Source organism: Streptomyces sp. NPDC002265, assembly GCF_040296125.1.
Lineage (GTDB): Bacteria > Actinomycetota > Actinomycetes > Streptomycetales > Streptomycetaceae > Streptomyces.
In genome coordinates this window covers 1-15,863 of record NZ_JBEOWS010000226.1, presented here as the reverse complement: position 1 = coordinate 15,863, position 15,863 = coordinate 1, and the positions used below count along the sequence as shown (strand labels likewise).

Below are 15,863 nucleotides of genomic sequence, written 5' to 3'. Positions count from 1 at the left end.
TAGAGCCGGGCCGCGCCACCGCAGTCACCGGTCAGGCGCAGCCCCTCGGCGGCCAGCTCCCAGATCCGGCGCACCAAGGGGCGCCGCGATCCCCACTCCGTGCGTGCTCGGTCCGCGAGTTCCGCGAGGTGGCGTACCGTTTCGTCCGGATCGTCTTCCTGGATCTCGTGCTCGGCCTTGTCGCAGAGCTGCTCGACGGTGCGTGCGTCCAGCCATTCTTCGTCCGCGCAGGAGTCGGACGAGGCGGGCGCCTGGGGCTGCCGTTCGGCCGGTCCGTTCTGGGGGTGCCGGATGGGTGCGGTCGGGTCGGGGTGCGGCCTGGGCCGAGGTTCGGGAGCACCCGGTCTTGGCGCCAACGGGCGCAGCGCTTCGAGGACTTCATCAATGGTGGGGCGTTCCTCGGGGTCCTTGGCCAGCATGTCGAGCACCAGTTGATCCAGAGCCTCGGGAACGGTGGCGGAGTACAGACTGGGCGGCAGCGCGTCCGCGTGCAGATGCTGCTCGATCAGACCCTTCGTCCCTTCCGTGACGAAGGGTGGTCGGCCGGCGAAGAGCTCGTAGCAGACACAGCCGAAGGAGTAGATGTCCGTGCGGGTGGTGGGCTCTTTCTCCAGGATCTGTTCGGGTGCCTGATAGCCGCGGCTGCCGAGCGTCGAGCCGTGCCGCGTGTACTGGGTGACGCCCATGCCCAGCGGTTTGGCGATGCCGAAGTCGAGAAGGGCCACCACGCCCTCTTCGGAGATCATGATGTTCTGCGGCTTCAGGTCCCGGTGCACCACGGGAAGCGTGTGGGCACAGGACAGCGCGTCCGCCGTCTGCACGGCCACGGCGACCGCCACGCTGAGGGGCAGTGGGGCATGCCGACCCAGAAACCTGTGCAGCGTCACACCTGTCACGAGACGCATCGCGAGATACGGCATGGACTGGTGCGACCCCTGGTCGTACAGCTCGGGGATGCCGGGGTGGTCCAGGCGCCCCAGAAGGATTCCCTCGCGGCGGAACCGCGCGCGGAGCATGTCGAGTTCGGCCAGCTGTTCGTGGGTGTCGAGCTGCTGGAGGTCCTCGGAGTCGGGCCGCAGGAACTTGACCGCGATGTCCTGCCCGGTCAGTAGATCGGTGGCGCGCCAGACCTGGGCCATGCCGCCTTTGCCGATCGACTCGACCAGTCGGTAGCGCCCGCCGACGACCTCGCCCGTCCGGATCGCCTGTGAACCCGCGTCCATCGCTGCGCCCCTCTGTACGCCTCTACTGCCTGGCGCCCCTTAGCGTAGCGTGAATGGGCAACGTGTTGATGTGTACGTGGACTTAGTTCACAGATGTATGCCATGCTGAATGCGTACTCGGCGGCTGACGCTTCCGAGTAGATTCCCACCCATGCCCGCCCTTGCCAGGGGGAATGATGCAGAATCCGCCCGGGACCGCCGGTCACGCATGGCTGGTCAAGGTGAGCTCCCGGATGGCTCGTCCCGACCCGACGGCTTGCCCCACACATCTGCGTACGGTTGCGCGGCCGCTGCTGGTGGCCGAACCACCTGTGCCGTTTCGGCCCTCTCCCATCGAGGGCTTCGGGCCGGGACCTCTCTTCGCCGCGCTGGACCTGTGGGAGCACGAGGGCTGGCCACTCCAGCGGGTACTCGATGAACTCCGCCGGCACGGTGGCCCTGCCCGCGGTCGCGGCGCGCCCCCTCACCCCGCCCTGTTGGCGTGGACCGTCGAGACGTTCGAGCGGTACGTCGCAGCCCGGAGCGCGGAGCAGCGGGCGGCACGGGCGGAAGGGCTCCCCCCGACGGACCCTGTCCGGCTGAGCTGGACGGCGCGGACCGCGAAGCGGCAGGCCCTGGACGCGCGCGGAGCGGCGCAGTACGAGCACACGACCTGGGGCCGCCAGTACGCCTCCGCCGATGGCTCCGTACGGGACCTGTGGATCCCCTCCCTCGGGCGGGCAAAATCCGATCGGGCCGCCGCAGAGAAGGCGGCCATCGCGTACGTCATGGCGCAGGGCGCGCCCACGCGCCGCCGCCGCCGCGGAACCGAACCGCCGGAGACCGCCACTGCCGACAGCCGACTGCCTTACCACGTCCGGGTGTTCGACTTCGGCTGTGCGGACGGCAGTATCACTCCGCTGCTCGACTGGGACCAGGCAGTGGTGCGCGAGCGATTCGCAGCCGACGCGGCCCCCGCCTTCCGCGAGGCCGTGACCGGAGACGGTACGCGGCCGGGGGCGAGCTGCGTCGAGTGCAAGGCGATCAGCCGGTGCTCGTCGCTGCGCCGAACTCCCGGCCTGTGGGGTGCGGCTCCCGCGGCGCCGACGCACAGCCGCCGCTCGGTCTCGGCCTGGGACCTGAGGCTGCACGGTGAATGCCCAGCCCAGTACCACCTCGTACGGCAGCTGCACCTGGACGACCTGACGCCGGAGAATGACGGGGCACGCCGGGGTCGGGCCGTGGACGCCTGGCTCAATAAGCGACACATGGCTTCCCCGGCCACGGGCTGCCGCGATCTGCCGGCACCCGATGAATCCTCGATGCCACCGGGCTTCGCCCTGGATCCTCCGCTCACCGACATCGCGGTGCGCATGATGGAGGAACACCGGTCGCTGTGCCCGCTGAACGGGATCGGGCCGGACGAGAAGGTCCTCGTCCAGCACCGGGTGACCGCGTACGTGCCCGAGCTCGACGTCGTCGTCCTGGCCGTACCCGACTTGCTGTACTCGTACCGCGGCCGGTGGATCTGGCGGGAGACCAAGACGTCCTCCCGGCCTTTGTGGGAAGGGCGTTCGCTGCTGCGGTCCTATCCCCAACTGGCCCTGGGGGTACTGCTGTTCTCCGCGGGCGCGCTGGACGTCGATCCTCGACGCTCCTGGGTCGAGTTCGAGTTGCTGCGAGAAGAGCGGGGGGCCAGTCTCCTGGAGCGGATCGACCCGAGCCGGCCCGAGAACGTCGCCGAGGCGCGCGAGGTCATCACCCAGCTCGCACAGCCCTTCCTGAGCGACACGTCGTACGAACCGAGGACCGGTCGGCATTGCCACAGCTGCCAGGCACGTACCTGGTGCAAGCCGGGCACCGCATACGTGGCCGACCACCCGGCCAGCCCCAGTGCCCCCACACCGGTACCGGAAGCCGATCAAAGGAGTTGCGGTGTCTGACCAGTCGCCCGTGCCGGACTGGCTGGGGAACCCCGACGTCGCGCTGCTGCGTGACATTGCCACCGCCGTCGTACGGCTCGATGGGGTCGTACGGCTCGACGCGTTCACGTTGCCCTACCCCGCCGAGGCCCAGAGAGCCCTGGACGCCTTGGTGCTGGCATGTCTGCGGACCGGGGCCCGGCCACCGTCCGGGCTGCCCGAGCTGATCCATTGGTCCCGCACCCGCCCCTTGGGCAGCTGGCCGCTCGACCGGTTGCCGGACGGGCTGTTCACCACCGGGGACCGACTGATCGACGTGGACTCGGGCGAGCCGACGCAGCTCTGTCACGAGCTGGCCGTCAAGGGGCTCGGAGACAGCACAGGACGGCAGTACGACCGGCTGGTGATCCACGAGGCCATGCGCGCCTGTCGCGACGCGTCGTCGCCCGAGTCCTACACCGCGTTCCGACGACTGCTCGTCATGCGCCCCGTACTGACGGAGGCGGATTGGGCCGAGATCAGCAGTGATCTCTACCTCGATCCGGTCCAGTTTCTGATCGAGGAGATCTACGCCCCCGTCCCGGTCAGCTACCGCAAGAATGGCGCTTATCTCACCTGCGACCGATGCCTGACGCTGCTGACCCCTCTGACTGAAGGCGGATGGTGGTGCGAACGGGACCAGTGCCGACACCAGGGCACTCCGCCGCGCGGCCGTCTCCTGGTAGCCGCCGAAGTCGGGAACATCCGCCAACTACGCCGCCCTCTACGCCAGTTCGTGACGGGGCCAGGGAGGGCGGAGGTCGATCTCGAGCGAGCGCTGCGGGGCCTGGGGCTTGCCATCGAGATGTGGCCCGGCTACGACGCATACGACCTCAGGATCGTCTTCCCCGATGACCACGTCTGGGCGGTCGACGTCAAGGACTGGGCCCATCCCGGTTTTCTCGGCAGGGCGGCCCAGGCCGTGCGGCCCGATCCGCCCTATGACGAGGCCTGCTGGGTCGTACCGCGTTTCAGGGTGGAGACGCGCCGTGACTATCTCGACCGCTTCGCGCAGGAGCGCCCCGTACACGCAGGTGGCTTGCGCCTGCTCACGGACGACCACCTGAAGAAGGCTGCACGAGCGCGGCTGCGCGGCGAACACGGGCACCAGGCCCGCATCTCACCGCTCGCGACGACAAGGAACGGAGCCGACCATGCGTGATCGCAGCAGCTGGTACCAGCAGCTGGCCAGTGACCTCCGGCCCTGGCCCCAGGAGCATGCGGCCACGAAGCCCGCGCTGCTCTGCCAGGTCGAACTCGGCCTACGGCTGCTCGAAAGACTGGACGCCAGCCGCGCCTCCGACGGGGTGTGGGTGCTCCTCGGCGGATATCCGTTCGCCCAGGCGTCCGGCCTCGCCACCAGCCCCGCCGACCAGCTTGCGCTGACCGCCGCACGGCACCTGTTGTGGCCGCTGCGCCGACGGCGCATGTGGGAGCAGAGCCTGGAGGCCTACCTCGAGCTGCCCGAGCGGCTTCGCGCCTACCGCGTTCCGCCTGGCAACGGCCCTGCGCGGCGCGTCAGCCCGCCCGTGGCGGCACACCGCTTCGCCGTGTACGACGCCGCACTCGGCAGGATCCCGGACTTCTCGACGAACCTGCTCCCGCAGGCGGAGGAAGGCACACACCGGTTCATGGAGCGGCGCCGACATGCCTCCGTCACGGTGCCGGCCGAGCTGGTCCTCGAACCCCCACATGGTCACGACATCGCGGCGGGACGCCCGGGCTCTGGCAGTCAGGACAGCAGCCATGCGGTGAGTGCATCGAGCGATCCGCTCACCGTTCCCCTCGCCGAACTCGCGGACACCGCCAAGTGGATGGACCAGGAGGAGCACCGCCGTGGACTCAAGCCCGGTAACTGGGCCGAGCGGCTGACCAGACTCGACCTCGACACGCGTACGGCGGAGGGGACGGCCTTCGAGAAGGCAGACGCCCTGCCCCTCGACCAGCTCACCCATCTGGTGGGCATGGTCGGTGCCGGAAAGTCCACCCTGATGACGCTGCTAGCCGTCTGGGCGCACAGCAAGAAGCTGCGCACGACACTGGTCGTCGGTGACGTCGCCGAACAGCTCACGCTGACGCAGCTGTTCCGGGGCCTCGGGCTGAGTGCCTCGCTGGTCCAGGGCGGCACCACCCGGCAGCAGCACACCCAGCGCCTCCACCGCCGACTTGCCGCACGAGGCGCGCACTCCCTGTTGGCCCACACCAGCCAGGCCTTCGCTCATCTCAGTACGGCCTGCCCCCTGGACGCCCTACGAGGCCTGGACGCGGTCGAACCCCTTCGCTTCGCCGACGCGCCCTGCGGTGGTCTCCACCCCGTGCACCGGCAGACCGCCGGTGCCGAGGAATCCGAATCCGCCGCAGTGCGCGTCACCCGGGAACTGAAGCAGGCCCGCGGCGCGAAGGCCGACAACCGAAGCGCTGAGCCGACCGATGCCGAAGAACTGCGGAATCCCCATGCCTGCCCGCTCTGGAGCGCCTGCCCGCGGCACTCTGCGACCCGCGAGCTCGTGGACGCGCTCATTTGGGTGGCCAACCCGGCAAGCCTGGTCCAGACGGCGGTGCCACGCCAGCTCAACGCCGAGCGCCTCCGCTACCTGGAACTCGCCTGCCTGCGCAGCGACATCGTGATCGTCGACGAGGCCGACCGGGTCCAGATGCAACTCGACCAGATGTTTGCGCCTTCAGCCACCCTGGTGACCACGGGACCCGAATCCTGGCTCGACCAGCTCCAGACGCACGAGATTGCCGAGCTGGCCGGCCAAGGCAGGCTGCAACTGTCCGATCAGGACGTCGAGCGCTGGTCCGCTGCCCTGGACGTGGTGGGCTCCGCCACCGACCGGCTCTACGCCATGCTGATCGGGGACAAAAACCTGAGGGACTGGGCGCAGATCGACTACTTCAGCGCCTGGACGCTTCAGGAAAAGCTGCTCCAGGCCTGGTACCCACTGCGCTCCCTTCCCGCCGTCCCGAACGATCAACTCCACAGCGATCAGAGCGACGGATCCGGCGTCGACGTGAAGGACGAAGCCGAGCTCTACGAGGACGAGGAAGGTCTCGGCACAGCGACACCTCGGACCGATGCCACCGCCTCCACCGTGTCCTGGGCGGCTCGCCGCAAGGAAGTGAACGACCTGTTCGACGCCTTCCGTGACGACCCGCTGGGCGACCGCGGAGCTTACGGGACCGCCACAGACGCTCTGGTCCGCCTCACCCAAGACCTTCTGCACACCCTCAACGGAAAACAGACACGCAAGCGAGTCCGTGCTCTTCTGGCCACCCTTCTCGACGGAGCGCCAGGGTCAGGCCAGCACGCGACACCCTCGTCCCCCAAGGGGAAGGGGGCCGCTTCGAGAGACACCCCATTCACAGAGGAGTGGCTTGAACTCAACGCACAGCGGTTGGAGTTCACTCTCATCCTTGCCGCACTTCACCAGCGCCTGGACCGCGTCACCTTTCTGTGGCCGCAGGTGGAAGCAGCCCTGAGGCTCGACCCAGGCGGTCACGAACTGACCCGGCGTCCACCACTCGACTACGCACCCCTGCTCCCCGAGGCGCCGATGGGCAACGTCCTCGGCTTCCAGTACCTGCTGGATGAGCGAGGCAACCCTCAGGGCCGGGACGGTCAGCGCACAGGCACCCTGCGCTTCTTCCGGTGTGCGGGCGTGGGCCGTGAACTCCTGCTGTCCCTGCCGCAGCTCGGCTCAGACCCCGGGCAAGACGCTCCAGGCCCTCACGTACTGCTGATGTCCGGCACCAGTTGGGCGGGCACGTCCACTCGCGCCCATGTGCTCGCTCCTGTACAGGCTGTCCTCAAGCCGCAACAAAAAGAGCTGGACTCCATTCGCGACACCGAGTTCCGCACCGAGTTCCTGTACGACGACGCGGGGGTCCCGATCCGTCTGTCGGGACAGGACCCCGAGAAGAGGGAGGACGTGCTCCGCCTTCTAGTGCACAAGCTGGCGCGGACCGGACGCGACGGAAGCGCCGGCCCTCTGCAGCTTGAACTCGCCCAGATCCCGGACGAGCGCCGCCGACGGGCGCTGCTGCTCGTCGGCAGCTACCGGGAGGCCTCGGTGACAGCGGACCTCCTGGACGAGATTCCGCGCTGGCACGGCAGGGTGCGGGTCCTCGCCGCCGACGACGCCGAGCTCGAAAGCGCCGTCGACGGTGACCTCCCGGCCGGCGGGAAGGCGTTCCGGGCTAGTGCTGTACGCCGAGGTGACCTCGCCTCCTTCGCGGACGACCCGGACGCCGAACTCCTGGTGGCTCCGCTCCTGGCGGTCGAGCGCGGGCACAACATTCTCACGGTTCCCCAGCGCCCCGGGGAGGAACGGGTAGCAGCCTTCGGGACGGTGTTCTTCCTCGTCCGGCCCCACCCACGCCCTGACGACCTGTCCCTCGCCGTCTTCGCCATCAACGACTGGGCGGCGCGCTTCGTACGGGACCAGCCCGGTCTGCCACAGGGAACCTTCAGCGAACTGGTCGGAAAGGCCGACGGTCTGAACGAGGCGGGAGGTGCCTTCCGCACGACGGCGCGCGGAGTGTGGCGGCATCTGCTGTCACGCCCCTACATCTACTCCGTACTTTCCGACGCCGAGAAGGAATCCTTTGCCTGGGACCAACTCGTCACCATCTGGCAGGTGATCGGCCGCCTGGTGCGTGGCGGCGTACCCGCGCGGGTGGTGTTCGTCGACGCAGCTTTCGCTCCCCGGCTCGCTGCCGCGCAGGCCCGCACCCTGCCGCTGAACCGGCGCCCGCGCTGGCTCAATGACCCGGGGCTCCTTGTCCGACTGCGAGACGTACTCGCCCCATACTTCGCACCCGATGGGGGTCCCGGCGCCTTCCCGGACCCGGCCGATCCCTCGCTGGTCAGGCTCCTCTATCGCCCTCTGTACGAGGCGCTGTGTGCCCTTGGATCGCCTCGGCCCACTGCGCACTGATCCTCCCTGATCCGATCTGCCATCGCTTGCACCCACCCATAGGTGTGGAGTCGACGCCCCGCCAACCCGCGCGGGCTCCACTCCCTTGCACAGGAGAACCACGATGTACAGAGAGATCCGCCGAGCCGCCTACCACCTGGCCGATGTCGCGGAGCCATGGATCGAGGACTTCCGCACGGTCCGCTTTCCCGAGCACTGGCACGCGGGACTTCTGGCACTGCACAACTACAAGCGTGCAGAGGACGAGTGGCGCAAGACGATTCCCACAGGACGCCTGGACGCTGTACTACAGACTCTGGCGCCCGACGTGATCGTCCGCCCGCGTCCCCGGCCGCCCGTGGGCGAAGGACCCATGCCCGGCGAGGACTTCTGGATGTACGTACCTGCCGATGCGCCCGATCCGCTCCCGGGCAGTGTACTGGGGCAACTGTTGGACGCCTGGCTGCGTACGCTCGGGCCCAAGGGGACGGAGAAGGATCCCGCGTTCCGCTCCCTGCTACTCGACTGCAGCGCCGAGTTGAAGCAGAACCTGCCTGTGTGGGAGCCGGCTCGTGGAGTGGACCAGCTCGGCACCACACCCACCGGCGGTGGAACTGCCGCGCCGGAGCCCCGGCAGTTCCAACTGGCCACTGATGCACTGGCCCGTCGGATCCTCATGCTCGATCCGTATCCCTTCGAAGGCGGTGAACTGCGTTTCCGGGCGCTGCCGAGGGGACCACGGGACCAGGGGGCGGAGCTGATGTCCCAGCCGCTGTGCCGGACGATCAAGCGCAAGGAATGGTGGTTCTCGATCGTCCTCAACATCTCTCTGCACACCACACCGTTCGATCCCCGATCCCGGCTCCATCTGCATTGGGGAGTACGTCGCTGGGCCACGCACCCCAGGTCGGACACCAAACGCCTCGACCTCTCGTACCGTCAGGCGACCACCGTCTACCTCAGGCCGAAGATTCCGTGGCTGCCGGGGGCGCCAGCCACCGAGCGGCATGCCCTCGCCCGCCTGCGGCGCGACCGCGCGGCGGACGCCTTCACCTGGGCCGAGAACGACCCTGCGGGCATCCTGCACAGACTCAGCGTCACTGGTCACTTTCCGGATCCCGACCAGTTGCTGTCGGAGCCCACCGCCTGGATCGGCGACGGGCCGGGCGTGAGGGCTGCTGTTGTCCACAGCACACGGATGGGCGTTCACGAAGTCGGGCCCGGCCTCATGTCCCATCAGAGGTCCCAGCTGACCGCATGGGCAGAACAAGCCCTGCCTGAAGGAGTCGTGCGCGTACCTGATCTCGTGCGTGGCCTAGGCAAAGGCGCCGGCGCTCCGGCGAACCGTCGGCCGAAGTCGAACGGCGATGCCGTGAAGAAGAAGTCAGACGAGTTGCGGGCAGCTGTTGCCCGGCGTGCCGCACTCGCCGCTGCCGTATCCGGCCTGGCAGAGGCAAGCCCGGAACAGGTTGGGCCTCCCGTGGTCGAAGCGCGACTGCTGTGGCAGACCGCCGAGGCGCGGCGCCAGGCGATCGCGGCCTTCGCGGAAGCCCTCGGTCTGGACGGCGACGCCGGCGGCGTCCAGACCACTGACCGGGACTTTGACCAGGCGCGGCCGGGAACACCTGTCGTGCTGCAGTGGAGCACGACAGAAATCGACCTGCGACTGCGATGTCTGCCGTTGGCCGATGGGCTTGGCGACCGTCTGATCCTTACGTCCGGGGCAAACAGCAAGGCGGCCAGGATTGCCGACGCCGTCACGACGCGCCGGCGCGCGCTACGTGACTGGCTACGCGAGGACGGGGGAGATACGACTCGCCCTGGCCTGACTCTTGTCGAGATCGCCCATCGAAGCACCTTCCGACCGAGCGAGACGGACCCCAAGTTCGCCATCCGGCTCGGGTGCGCCGACGCGGGCCTCTTGAGCCAGTTCGTTGTCACCCCGTCCACTGACCGGCAGATCAAGAACGCCGACAGCCTGGACCATCGTGCCCACAGCGCCTGGCTTGACGGCCTGCGCCAGCTCGGAGTGCGCGTCCTGCCGCAACACACGCTCGGTGGCGATCTCCCCGGCGACCTGCGGTATGCCGCGCTGTGGATGGTCAAACGGCGCAAGGACGGGCCCACCCGGCTACCGAAGCATGTGCCGGTGGCTGTGCTCGTTTCTCCCCACCCGGAGCAAAAGGGCCTGGCAGTGGTACAAGGCTGGGATGACGATGCACGCTCCTGGGTCTCCTATCCGAAGTTTCTTCTCGGCCTGGTGAAAAAGGCAGAAATCAACCCGGAGGCATACACGGAGCCTGCCCCGCCGATCCCTGGGCAGCGCGATGATACGAGCTCACCTGCCGTTCGGATCACGTCCCAAGCATGGCGAGCCAATCTGGCCCAGCAACGCAGGGAAACGGCGGGCTTTCTCCAGCGCATGCTCCATTCCTTGCGTGGTGTTCCCACCGTTCTCATCACACATGCCCAGAACAGCAGACTGCACTGGCCCTGGCTGCAGGATGGCCAGATCATTCGAGACCTAGTCAAACCGGGGCATGCCCCGGCTGGGCGGCTCGACGATGAGCTGCGGCTCGTACGAGTGCGAGGGAGGACGGGACGGGAGACCGCCCAGTGGTGGGGCTTGGCCAACCCTGGCGAGCCCAATGGCCAGCCGATGGGCTTCTGGGCACAAGCGCTCAACGAGCGTGAGCAGCGACCCGCCGACGAGCGGATCTTCTACAGCACCACTGAGCGACCTGGATCGTTTGCGATCTCACCCGCGCTCGACAGAATCGCCACACGTGTCAATTCCGCCGGGAACCTGACATCTCAGGCCGGGACGGGCGCGTGGAATCCGACACTCGTGGAAATCGCAGTCCTTGGATGTCATCCGCGGAAAGCTGATACAGACCTGCAGCCGCAAATTCCGGATAACCCGGAGGCCTTGGCCCTCGCGATGCACCAACTGCGGCAAGCCCCCGACTATGCGGCTGCACTATCCCTTCCGCTCCCGCTCCACCTTGCTGGGTTGGCGCAAGCCTACGTGCTTCCCATGTTTGCCCAAGGAGACGCGACCGGCGAATGGGAAGCGGAGGACAGTGCGGATGAGGCCGTACCGATTGAGGTCCGGGAGGCCGTGCAGGATCTGGACCCAGAGCTCATCGAGGCGATCGGCATTTCTGGAGAACCGGACCCCTACGATCAGCTTTCGTTTTTCTGAGCCGTCCGCAGTGTCTGAGGTTGGTCTGCTTCAGCTGGATTTCCTGGCGACTCGGTGAGATCGATACAGCGTGTGGACAGAGGAACAAATAAGCCGGGATGGCTTCAGCTTGAGGCACTCCGACGGCTGCTCGAACGCTGCCCGGAGCTGGATCGCACCCACGACCTGGTACGTCACGGGGAGGTCGACGACGCCAGCGGTGAGGGCGAAGGCGAGCGTCAGGACCCACCAGGCCACGGTGACCGCGGCGCCGATCGTCGCGGCGAGGGCCCGAGAGCCGGCGGGGTGGGCGACGGCCAGGCGAGGGCGAGCAGGAGGAGGCGCAGCTTGGTGCCCAGCTCTCAACCCTCCTGCTTCTTGCTGTAGTAGCCGCTGCGGGGTTCGGTGGTGTTGGCGAGGTGGACGCGGTACCCGTCGGTGGTCTTCACGAGCGGGTCCTGTTCGATGACGGGTTGTCCGCCAGCGGCGCAGATGCTGTAGAGGCGCGGGGATGGTTCCGTGCGGGTGCGACGGCGAGGTCGGCGTCAGATCCTGGCGGTGCGGGTTTCTGAGGGTGGGCGTCCTTGCCGTGGGCGGGAAGAACGTCTGCGGGGTTGGTTGAGTAGGTGAGTGTGAGGCGGCTTTCCGGCTTGCTGATCACGTGTCCCGGGCCGGCCGGTGTGTCGGATTTTGTGGGGGTGATGGTGAGGTGGGGGAGGGCGGTGCGGGCCGTGCCCCAGGCCTCGATGTGTGCGATGAGGTCCTGGGCGAGCCGTTGGGCATGTGGTCCGTACGCGACCGCGCCGAGCCGGTGAGGCCGCTGAGGGTCGGCGTCGTCGCGGCGCACGACCAGGTAGGCGAGGCAACCTGCCTGCACGGGTGGTGGTGTACTTCGTGCTCGCTCTCGCCTTCTTTGAGCGCTCGTCCTACCAGGCAGCATGGGACAAGATCACCGCCAGGTGTTGCACCTCACCCTGGAGCCGCATCCTCGGCTGTGTGGGGTTGCGCCACGCTTTCGCGAATTACCTTGTTGCTGAGCCAGAGTGCCCGCAGCAGCCTTGCCAGGTGCGGTGCGGGTAGGTTGCCGCTGCCCAGTGCGCATGCGCGGACGAGGCTGCGGGCCGCCTGAGCGTCCTTGACGGATACCAGGTGGGTGAATCGCGAGTTGGCCAGGCACTCGCGGGCGGCGTAGCCGTCGGTGGCGATGGTGCCTCGGCGGTGCAGTTCTTCGGCTGTGCGGCGTGCTCCAGGGCTGTTGGGCTGGTCGTGGAGATCCAGGATGGTCAGGCCGAGCCGGGTGTCGAAGACATTTGTGCCCGGGTCGGGTTGGTGTTGGACGTAGGTGTCGACCAGCTGGGAGACCAGGGCGTTGACGGGGCGGTGAGTGAGCTGATGACACATCACTGCCAGGCAGGACGTGACGGCGTTTTCCCAGGGGGCGCCGGGCACTGTTTGCGCCACGATGTCGGCAGCGGCAGCCGGGTCATGTCCGAGGGCCGCGAGTACGGCGACCTGGCGGCCGTCGAGCATCCGCTGTCCGATGCCGTTGTGTTTCTCGATGTGGGCCAGGGCGTCGTCCCAGCGGCCCGTGGTGGTCAGGGTTCGGGTGCCGTCGGCGAGGATCACCCGCCACAGCCATGTGCGTACTGCGTGGCGGTCGGCGTCGCTGATGGTGAGTTCGGCGGGTATGCGGATGTTGTCGAACTGGGCGTCGGTGCGGTCGCTGATGGCTTGGTAGAGCGTGAGCAGGCGGTGCCGGCCGTCGTCGGTGTTGCCTGCACGGATGTGGAGGCGGGCGAGGTTGACCACCGGTTCGAGCGCCCGGATTGCGGTCATTGCCGGGAGGGGTGTGGCATGGAGGTAGGCGGCGGCGTGCTGGTGGCACCACTCGTATGCGAGATCGGGAAGCCCGATGTCGGAGGCGAGGAGAGCGGCCTGGTTGTACACCGAGGACGCCAGGCCCTGGTCCGCTTTGGCCGCCGCTGTGTCGGAGAGTTCGACGAGGGCGTGGATGCGTCGCGGCAGGGGCAGGCAGGCGGGGCGGAAGCGAGAGATCAGGGGGAAGCGCTGGGCTATGGGGCCGTGCGGGTCCATGAGGTCTCCCCAGGAGCGAGCGGCGAGGCGTACGGCGTGGGGTGCCCGCTGGCGGGCGACGGGCACCCCACGCTGCGGGGCTACTGCCAGGTGACGAGGACGCGGTTCAGCGGGGTGTCGAGAAGGAAGACCCCGGGCTGCTGCTCGACCGCAGGGGCGTCGAGCGGAAGGATCTCGAACGTTGCTTCACGGTCGCGGTACTCGCGGTCCCAGGTGCGGATGGCGTCGGCGACCTTCGCGACCAGCTCCTCGCTGCCGGGTCCGTGGCCGATGACGCCGAACTCCCAGAGCTTGCCGCCTTCGGGAGTCTTCTGCTTGGACGGGCGCCGGGCGAGGTAGGTGACCGCGCCCTTGTCCACGGCTGCGGTGGAGGACGGGTAGGGGTCCTCAGTGAGCACCGTGCCCTTGGCGGTCTGCGGGAACAGCATGCGGATCAGGCCGCAGGGCAGGGAACAGGAGACGAACAGCTCCATCCACTCCGGGCTCTCCATGGCGTGGACCGTCATGCCGGTCCACTCTTCGGTGCGCGGCTGGTCCAGGACACCGGCGAGGGCGTCGGCGTCGATCTGCTGCCCGGCCGGAGCCTGGAGCCGTACGGTGCCGTCCGCGGCGAGCGGCACGATGCGACGGTCGTCGTCGGCGATGCCGCGCCGCAGCGGCATGAAGGTGTTCATCTGCGACCCGGACGACACCCACCGTCCGTCGCGCTCCTCATAGGCGATGGAGCGCGAGACGCTGCCCTTGAGCCGCTGCGGCGTGACGAGCCGGCCTCCGGGGGCGAGTTGTCCGAGCCAGGAGTGCGGAACGCCGTGCGCGCCCACGGTGGCGATGATCCGGTCGTACGGCGCGCCCTCAACGTGGCCGAGGGCTCCGTCGCGGGTCAGGACATCGACGTTGGTGAAGCCGGTGGCGGCGAGGCGAATGCGGGCGCCCTCGACCAGGTCCTCATCGACGTCGATGGTCGTGACGTGGCCTTCGGGGCCGACGAGATGGCCGATCAGGGCGGCGTTGTATCCGGTTCCGGCGCCGAGTTCGAGGATGCGCTCACCGGGCTGGGCCTGGAGCTGGTCCAGCATGAGGGCGACGATGTCGGGCTGGGAGGCGCAGGAGATCGACGTGCCGTCGGTGTCGTACTTGATGTCGACCGGCGCGTTGGCGTAGGCCTGGCTGAGCGGCGCTTGGGGGACGAACAAGTGCCGGGGCACGGTGCGCAGAGCGGTCTCGACCGCCGGGGTGCGGGCGTGGCCGCCGGCCTGGATCTGGTCTACAAGCGTGTTGCGCAGCCGTTCGGCCTCGGCCTCGGATGTGGTGGGCGTGTCGGTGTTCACCGCCCTGACGCTATTGGCCTCCAAGCCGGTCGCCGCCGTGGACGCGGTGTTGTCACTCGATCCCATGACTACCTCTCGTGCGATGTGGAACAGGGTGTGCTGATCCGCGGTGGGCAGACCGGCACGGTTGGCGTGGAAGATCACGTGGTGGGCGATGACGGCGCGCAGACCGCGGGTCAGCTCCCCTTGGGCGGCCAGGTAGGCGAGGGCGGTGCCGGCCCGTTCGAAGGCGGCGATCCACTCCGCGTGGCCGTCGAGGGGCTTGCCTTGCCGGCACAGGCTGCGGGCTTCGGCGGACATCAACGTCTGCATCGCCGGCCGCAGGGCGGCCAGCTTCTCGGGGACGGGCGTGCCGGGCTCCGGCCGTAGAGCAGCGGCCTTGGCCCACACGTCTCCTTGCTCGAACCAGTCGAGGTTCGCGGCGCGCATCAGGCTGCTCATCAGCAGCACGGCCCTCTCGCGGCGGCCCAGCCTGCCCTCTCCGGGTTGGTAGTCGAGAAGGTGGCGGCTGTCCTCGTGGAAGAGGGCGTGCGCGGCCGTCATGGCGGCGCTGCCGCCGAACGCTTCCGTTTCCGGTTCGTAGATCCCGGTTGTCCAGGAGTGTGCGATGCCGTCGGTGACCAGGTTGTCCAGCACCGCATTCAGAGCCGGGGCCGGACGGTCGGCCAGGTAGCGCAGTGGCCAGGGCTGCTTGTTCATGAACCACCAGCCGGTGAGCTGGTCGCCTTCCGCGTCGAGTAGCGCGGGTGCAATGCGGTCGGCGATGGCGTGCCGCGCGCTCTGTCGGTCGGGGAAGGTGATGGTGTGCTGCTGCCAGCGGTCGGGGGGCATCCGGTTCCTTTCGGGGTCACGCGATGAGCAGGCAGGCGTCCCAGGGGGTGTGGGGCGGCTCGGTGCTGGCGGCGGTGAGAATTCCCAGGGCTGTCCCCGCGGCGCCATCGAGGAGGCCGGGCCCCGCCCGGTCGTTGACGAGCGCGGTAGCCGCTTCCTCGGGTGCTGCGCCGGGCGGGATCAGCGTGGCGAGCAGAGAGGGAAGGACTGCACGTAGCTTGGCGGCAGCCGCAGGGGAGGCGTCGGCGGCGGTGCGGGCGGCGAGATGGGTGAGCCCGGCGACACCGTGGCAGAGCCCGGTATCCACCGTGGCGCGGAGTTGTACGGGGTCGGTGAGGGCGTCC

The 15,863-nt window shown here is 68.5% G+C and carries 8 protein-coding genes and 1 pseudogene; 5 read left to right on the top strand and 4 right to left on the bottom strand.

The window, feature by feature from the left end:
- The coding region (locus ABT085_RS31175) for a serine/threonine-protein kinase (protein WP_351615313.1) at positions 1-1,223 on the bottom strand (1,223 nt) is incomplete at its 3' end.
- Positions 1,224-1,699: 476 nt separating this feature from the next.
- Between ABT085_RS31175 and ABT085_RS31170 the strand changes: the two genes are divergently transcribed.
- The 5 genes from ABT085_RS31170 (at position 1,700) to ABT085_RS31150 (ending at position 12,346) form a co-directional block, all read left to right on the top strand.
- Positions 1,700-3,145, top strand: a complete 1,446-nt coding sequence (locus ABT085_RS31170) for a PD-(D/E)XK nuclease family protein (RefSeq protein WP_351615310.1) — start codon at positions 1,700-1,702, stop codon at positions 3,143-3,145.
- Positions 3,146-3,155: 10 nt separating this feature from the next.
- Positions 3,156-4,325 (top strand): pPIWI_RE_Y domain-containing protein, encoded by a 1,170-nt coding sequence (locus ABT085_RS31165; protein WP_351615307.1) that lies wholly within the window; start codon positions 3,156-3,158, stop codon positions 4,323-4,325.
- A complete protein-coding gene (locus ABT085_RS31160; protein ID WP_351615304.1) occupies positions 4,318-8,103 on the top strand; it encodes a pPIWI_RE_Z domain-containing protein in 3,786 nt (1,261 codons plus the stop codon). The genes ABT085_RS31165 and ABT085_RS31160 overlap by 8 nt, the downstream gene beginning before the upstream one ends.
- 103 nt (positions 8,104-8,206) lie before the next feature.
- Positions 8,207-11,287: a pPIWI_RE module domain-containing protein gene (locus ABT085_RS31155; protein ID WP_351615302.1), complete on the top strand. Its 3,081-nt coding sequence runs from the start codon at positions 8,207-8,209 to the stop codon at positions 11,285-11,287.
- A gap of 762 nt (positions 11,288-12,049) precedes the next feature.
- Positions 12,050-12,346, top strand: a complete 297-nt coding sequence (locus ABT085_RS31150; RefSeq protein WP_351615300.1) for a transposase domain-containing protein — start codon at positions 12,050-12,052, stop codon at positions 12,344-12,346.
- Here the strand turns inward: ABT085_RS31150 and ABT085_RS31145 are convergent.
- The 3 genes and pseudogenes from ABT085_RS31145 to ABT085_RS31135 all read right to left on the bottom strand — a co-directional run.
- Positions 12,236-13,360 (bottom strand): hypothetical protein, encoded by a 1,125-nt coding sequence (locus ABT085_RS31145; protein ID WP_351615297.1) that lies wholly within the window; start codon positions 13,358-13,360, stop codon positions 12,236-12,238. The two genes, ABT085_RS31150 and ABT085_RS31145, sit on opposite strands and share 111 nt — an antisense overlap.
- A gap of 80 nt (positions 13,361-13,440) precedes the next feature.
- Complete coding sequence (gene fxlM, locus ABT085_RS31140; RefSeq protein WP_351615294.1) at positions 13,441-15,519, bottom strand: methyltransferase, FxLD system; 2,079 nt, start codon at positions 15,517-15,519, stop codon at positions 13,441-13,443.
- A 16-nt stretch (positions 15,520-15,535) separates the two neighbouring features.
- Positions 15,536-15,863 (bottom strand): annotated as a pseudogene (locus ABT085_RS31135) (lanthionine synthetase); the annotation flags it as partial.